5 protein-coding genes and 1 pseudogene are annotated in these 6283 nt (G+C 68.2%); 2 read left to right on the forward strand and 4 right to left on the reverse strand.

The features are described 5' to 3' along the window. Nucleotides 1-148: 148 nt before the first annotated feature. Together ABDV69_RS19735 and purB are read right to left on the reverse strand one after the other, a co-directional pair. Nucleotides 149-1384, reverse strand: a complete 1236-nt coding sequence (locus ABDV69_RS19735) for a cytochrome P450 (protein WP_343577413.1) — start codon at nt 1382-1384, stop codon at nt 149-151. Continuing rightward, nucleotides 1381-2808 (reverse strand): adenylosuccinate lyase, encoded by a 1428-nt coding sequence (gene purB / locus ABDV69_RS19740; RefSeq protein WP_343577414.1) that lies wholly within the window; start codon nt 2806-2808, stop codon nt 1381-1383. The genes ABDV69_RS19735 and purB overlap by 4 nt, the downstream gene beginning before the upstream one ends. 43 nt (nt 2809-2851) lie before the next feature. On the opposite strand from purB, the gene ABDV69_RS19745 reads away from it, so the two are divergent. Continuing rightward, nucleotides 2852-3604 carry a DUF429 domain-containing protein gene (locus tag ABDV69_RS19745; RefSeq protein WP_343577416.1) on the forward strand — a complete coding sequence of 251 codons (753 nt, stop codon included), beginning with the start codon at nt 2852-2854 and terminating at the stop codon, nt 3602-3604. On the opposite strand, the gene ABDV69_RS19750 is transcribed toward ABDV69_RS19745, so the two are convergent. Then, a complete protein-coding gene (locus tag ABDV69_RS19750; RefSeq protein WP_343577418.1) occupies nt 3549-4187 on the reverse strand; it encodes a TetR family transcriptional regulator in 639 nt (212 codons plus the stop codon). The genes ABDV69_RS19745 and ABDV69_RS19750 overlap by 56 nt on opposite strands. Nucleotides 4188-4376: 189 nt before the next feature. Here ABDV69_RS19750 and ABDV69_RS19755 point away from each other — a divergent pair, with 189 nt between their 5' ends. Then, a complete protein-coding gene (locus tag ABDV69_RS19755; RefSeq protein ID WP_343577417.1) occupies nt 4377-5279 on the forward strand; it encodes an alpha/beta hydrolase-fold protein in 903 nt (300 codons plus the stop codon). Between the two features lie 58 nt (nt 5280-5337). Here the strand turns inward: ABDV69_RS19755 and ABDV69_RS19760 are convergent. Continuing rightward, nucleotides 5338-6186 (reverse strand): annotated as a pseudogene (locus tag ABDV69_RS19760) (thiolase family protein); the annotation flags it as partial. Nucleotides 6187-6283: the final 97 nt, after the last annotated feature.

Below are 6283 nucleotides of genomic sequence, written 5' to 3' on the forward strand. Positions count from 1 at the left end.
CGGCCGCTGGCCCGCCTGACCGCCGTCACGCCCGATCGGTCGGGGCGTGGCGTGCCGGTGACCCGCACGCCATCCACGGCCTGGCCGCCATCGAATTGCGTTCGGCGGGAATGGCCGTCAGGGGGCGCTAGCTGCCCGTCAAAAACAGCTAGCGCAGCTCGACGACCAGGTGCCGGATGCCGGTGTGCCGGTTGCTGCGGGTCCATTCGACGTCGCGCACCACGCGGACGTCACCGAACCGGGTCAGCAGCTCGTCAAAGAGCACCCGCAATTCCAGCCGCGCCAGGTTGGCGCCCAGGCAATAGTGCACACCCTGGCCGAAACCTAAGTGCGGGTTAGGCTTTCGCGTGATGTCGAACTCGTCGGCGTCACGGAATACGCTCGCGTCCCGGTTGGCCGAGCCTTCCCAGATCTGTACCTTCTGGCCGGCCGCGATCGACGCGCCGCCGAGTTCGACGTCACGGGTGGCGGTGCGCCGCTTGGACGGCGACGGCGACGTCCACCGAACCATCTCTTCGACGGCCGTCGGCAGCGCCGCCAAATCCTGCCGCAGCGCGCGTAATTGGTCCGGATGCTCGGCCAGCGCCAGCAGCCCGCCGGCGACCGCGTTGCGAGTGGTCTCGGCGCCGGCGCTGAACAGCAAGCTGAAGAACAGGTACAACTCGAGGTCCGACATCGCGGCGGCGTCGTCGCCTTCGAAGTCGTCCGGGCCAGCGTTGGCGACCACCGACAACATGTCGTCGCTCGGCTGCGCCCGCTTCGACGCGATCAGTTCCAGCCCGTAGGTGTACATCCGCGAGCCCGCTTCCTCGACCGACAACTGAGACAGGGCCGCCCTGCGCGAGCCACCGAAGTCGAACTGCGGCTCGATCGCCTCGAACAGCCAATGCCGCTCGGACTCAGGCACTCCCAGCAGGATGCAGATCATCTGCATCGGTAGTTCGGCGGCGATGTCGACGAGGAAGTCGAAGGGCTCACCGGGCAGCACCGCGTCCAGCAGCCGTCGGGTCCGGACCCGCAGGTCGGCTTCGACAAGTCCGATCATCCGCGGCGTCAGTGCGGAGCTGACCAGTCGCCGAATCTGCGAATGCCGCGGGTCGTCCATCATGTTGAGCACCTGGCCCGCGATCGACAGATCCTGCAACAAGGTTCCGCCGTACGGCCTCATCCCGCCGGTGACCGAGGAGAATGTCGTCGGATCCTTGAGCACCGCAAGCGTTTCCGCGTAGGACGCGATGGACCAGAAGCCCTCCCCGTCGGGGGTATGCTCGGTCGGGAGGTGCCAGTAGACCGGTGCCTCGCGGCGATGGACGGCGAAGAGGTGGTGGGGAAAGCCGCCGGCGAAGTTGTCCAGATCGGTGAAGTCGACCTCCGCGAGCGTCACAGGATGGCGCCCGGCGTGTACTTGGCTGCGTCGGGGTAGCGGGCGACCAGCGCATCGACCTCCGCGACGACAGCGTCGACCTGGTCACCGGCCGCGCCGATGAATGCCTTGCGGTCGGTTAGCGCCGCGTCGATCGCGGCGCGATCCAGGGGAAGTCGCGGATCAGCGGCCAAGCGGTCCAACAGGTTCGGGTCGACGCCCCGCTCACGGAGGGCCAGCGCCGCCGCGACCGCGTGCTCCTTGATCACCTCGTGCGCGGTTTCCCGGCCCACCCCGGCGCGCACGACGGCCATCAGCACCTTGGTAGTGGCCAGGAACGGCAGGTAGCGGTCCAACTCGCGCTGGATCACCGCGGGGTAGGCGCCGAATTCGTCGAGCACGGTCAGCATGGTCTCGATCTGCCCGTCGATGGCAAAGAAGCTGTCCGGCAACGTCACTCGTCGCACCACCGAGCAGAAAACGTCACCCTCGTTCCACTGCGCGCCGGCGAGTTCGGCGGCCATCGAGCCGTATCCGCGCAGGACGACCTGCAGCCCGTTGACCCGCTCACAGCTGCGGGTGTTCATCTTGTGCGGCATCGCCGACGAGCCGACCTGTCCTGGCGCGAAGCCCTCGGTGACCAGATCGTGGCCGGCCATCAGCCGGATGGTGTGGGCCAGCGACGACGGGCCGGCGCCCAATTGCACCAGCGCCGACACCACGTCGTGGTCGAGCGAGCGCGGGTACACCTGTCCGACGCTGGTCAAAACGGTTGTGAAACCTAAAAAGTCAGCGATGCGCTGTTCGAGGACGGCCAGCTTGGCCGCGTCGCCGCCGAGCAGGTCGAGCATGTCCTGCGCGGTTCCCATCGGGCCCTTGATGCCGCGCAGCGGATAGCGGTCGATCAACTCGCGCAACCTGGTCAACGCGACCAGGGTTTCCTGGGCCGCCGAGGCGAACCGCTTGCCCAGTGTGGTGGCCTGCGCGGCGACGTTGTGACTGCGGCCGGCCATCACCAGGTCGCGGTAGGTCGCCGCGCGCTCGGCCAGCCGGGCCACCACGGCCACCCCGTGCGCGAACACCAACTCCATCGAGCGGCGAACCTGTAGCTGCTCGACGTTCTCGGTCAGGTCCCGACTGGTCATGCCCTTGTGCACGTGCTCGTGGCCGGCCAGCGCGTTGAACTCCTCGATGCGTGCCATGACGTCGTGGCGCGTCACCCGCTCGCGGGCGGCGATCGAGGCCAGGTCGACGTCGTCGAGCACCCGCTCGTAGTCGGCGATCGCCGCGTCCGGAACCACCGTGCCGTCGACACCCAGTTCTGTCTGCGCCCGCAGCACCGCCAGCCAGAGTCGTCGCTCCGCGACGATCTTTGCCTCCGGCGACCAGATCGCCACCATCTCGGCGCTGGCGTAGCGGTTGGCCAGCACATTCGGGATCGTCACAAACACACAGTTTAACGGCGCGCGGATCAGGCACAGTGGCTTGATGTATTTCGTCGGGCTCGACCTCGCCTGGGGCGAGAAGAACCACACCGGCGTCGCCGTCGTCGACGCCGACGGCCGGTTGCTGCACGTCGGCGCCGCGCACGACGACGGGAGCATCGTGGCGGCGATGAAGCCCTACGTCGGCGATGACTGCCTGGTGGCCATCGACGCGCCGTTGGTCGTCAACAACCCGACCGGGTCGCGGCCCTGCGAGGCGGCCCTCAACCGCGACTTCCGCAGCTTCGAGGCGGGCGCGCATCCGGCCAACACCACCAACCCGGCGCTCACCCATCCGCGGGCCGCCCGTATCGCAACCGCACTGACGCTGGACATGGATCCGGCGTCGAAGTCGCCACGACGGGCGATCGAGGTGTATCCGCACCCGGCGACCATCGCGTTGTTCGGTCTGGGGAAGACCCTGAAATACAAGAAGGGCTCGTTCGAGACTCGCCAGCATCAGCTGCTGCAGTTGATGACGCTGATCGAAGGGCTCGACAATGCGACGCCGCGGCTGCGAGTGAACCACAACATGTCCTGGGTGGAACTGCGCAAGCGCGTCCAAGGCGCCACCCGCCCCGTGCACCTCGACCGCGACGAAGATCCCGTCGACGCGGTGCTGTGCGCCTATGTCGGGCTGTACTGGTATCACCGCCCCGAAGACGTGACCATCTACGGCGATTACGCGAGCGGTTACATCGTCACGCCGACCTTGCCGTCCGGGGCCGCCGGTCGAACGGCGCCACCGCGTCGATGACGTCAATCACGGTCGATCGCGCCACGGCCCTCGGATCCTGATGCTCATCGACCAGCGCCGAGACCACCGCACCGTCGACGGTGCAGATCAACGCGGAAACGAGCTCCGGGCGGACCGAGCGTCCCGACCGTTCGATGACTTCGCCGACGGCATCGACCCGCTGGCGCATGTTCCGACGCTGAATTTCGCGCAGCGCGGGCAGGCGGGCGCAGGCGATGTGCCGTTCGTAGCGGCAGATCAGTTGCTCAGTGAGGCGTGGTTCGGAGTCGTGGCCGACCAGCAGATCCACCAGGAGATCGGCCGTCTTGTCGGTACTGCGGCGGCGACGGGACAGCGTCGCCACCTGGGCCCGCAGCTGTGCGACTTCCAGCATTCCGACGTGCGCCACCGCGCTGGCGATCAGGTCGTCGAGGCAGGAGAAGTAGTAGGTGGTCGACGCCAGCGGCAGGCCCGCGCGCCGGGCCACGGCGCGGTGCCGGACCGCTTCGAAACCGCCCTCGCACAGCAGTTCGGCGGCGGCGCTGACCAGCGCGTAGCGCCGGCGTTCACCCTTGGGGGTGACGGCTCCTTTGGGAACTAACACAGCCTTCGGCGTGACCGGCCCGGGACCGGCCTGGGTGGCGGCAACGGCTACCTCGGGAGCGAACGCTCCCTGGCGAGCCACTGCTGCTGTCACCTAGTTCATGGTGCCAGCCGAAATGACGCCGCATCGGGCTTTGGAAATAAACCATCGTCAGTCGTTCGGCGGACGGAGGCCATCACCGGGCGCTTTATGATGACCCGCATGCCGGAGATCAGTCGTCGCGCCGTGCTACGCCTGGGCACGGGCGCGGCGGCCGGAGCGCTCGGCGCCTACTCGCTCGACAAGCTGCTGCCCGGCCGACCGCCGATGGCCACCCCGGTCACGATGACCGGCACCGGGATTCCGCTGGCGCCCCGCCCGCCGCTCGACCCCGCGCCGGCCCCCACGATGGTCACCGGTTCGTTCGTCTCAGCCGCGCGTGGTGGCGTCGCCACCAACTGGGCGATCGCCCGGCCCCCGGGTCAGAGCACACCGCTACGGCCGGTGATCGCGCTGCACGGCAAGGGCAGTAGCGCGGCCACGGTGATGGAAGGCGGCGTCGAGCAGGGATTGGCCCAGGCGGTCGCCGCGGGTCTGCCGCCGTTCGCCGTCGTCGCTGTCGATGGTGGCGGAAGTTATTGGCACAAAAGGGCTTCCGGTGAAGACTGCGGCGCGATGGTGTGCAACGAGCTCATCCCGATGCTGGGCGGGCAAGGGCTGGACACGTCCCGGGTCGGCTTCCTGGGATGGTCGATGGGCGGCTACGGCGCGCTACTGCTCGGTGGCCGGCTCTCCCCGGGCCGGACCGCGGCGATCTGCGCGGTGAGCCCGGCGCTGTGGACGTCGTCGGGGGCGGCCGCACCGGGCGCGTTCGACGGACCCGGCGACTTTGCGGCCAACTCGGTCTTCGGGATGCCCGCGCTGGCGTCGATCCCGATCCGGGTGGACTGCGGCAACAGCGATCCGTTCTTTACAGCGACCAAGCAATTCGTCGCGCAGTTGCCCAATCCGCCGGCGGGTGGGTTCTCCCCGGGCGGCCACGACGGGTCGTTCTGGAGCTCGCAACTGCCGGCCGAACTGACCTGGATGGCACCACTGCTGACCGCTTCGTAGCACGCGCGGGTCGATCAGCGTCGACGACTACGGCCTGAGCCGGCTAGACCTCGATGACGACGGCGGCCGAGGCCCAGACCTGCACCGAGCCCAGCACCGTCAACCCGTGCGCCGCGGCGAAGTCCTCGTCGGCCAGGGTCAGCGCGGCGGCCGCGTCGTTGGTCCCGCTGCTGTTGCCCGCGGTGATCGAGAATCCCTCGATCTCCGGGTGCAGCACCTTCAACGAGGCGAGCTTCTCCAGGCTGGTCTCGCGCCGGGGGTGCTCGTCGACGCTGAACTCGATCAGCGCGTCGTCGCGGCCGTTGATCTTCAGCGGGACGATCTCGTCGACGAACGTGCCGCGCTCGATCGCCCCGATCGCGCGCTGGTGCGACCGGAATGCCCAGGCGTCCATCTCCTCGCGGCTGATCCCGACGGCCTGCGCGGTGTTCCACCCGACGGTGATCGACATGTCCCGGCCCGGCGCATCGGGTGTCTCGACGTGGGTCGGCGGAATCCACCGCTCCTCGAACTCCAGGGTCGGGCCGGGGATGCGCCAATTCATCAGCGGGGTCATCGACAGCGACTGCACGCCACCGCCGACCACGACCCGCTCGGCCCCGGAGCCGATCTGCGCCGCGGCGTTGGCCACCGCGGTCAGGCTGCCCGCGCAATGCCGGTTGACCGCTTGACCTGGGACCGACGTCATGCCGGACGCGGTAGCGGCGTAGCGGGCCATATCGCCTCCGCCGTAATGAGATTCGGCGAAGATCACGTCGTCGATGTCGGCCACCTCGACGCCGGAGCGGCGGACCGCTTCCTGCAGGATGGTGGTCGCCAGGAATTCGGGCGTGGTGTTGACCAGTGAGCCCTTGAATGATGTCCCGATGGCGGTCCGAACTGCGCTGACAATGACGGGCTTGGCCATGGGATCAACCTTTGGTTCGACTAGTTGCGGGGTTACAAATCAGCGACTAAGCGTAAATCGTATCAACTACCGTAGCGACGACGATATCGGGTGGCGA

Origin of the sequence: Mycobacterium sp. (assembly GCF_039583785.1) — a bacterium.
Taxonomy (GTDB): Bacteria; Actinomycetota; Actinomycetes; order Mycobacteriales; family Mycobacteriaceae; genus Mycobacterium.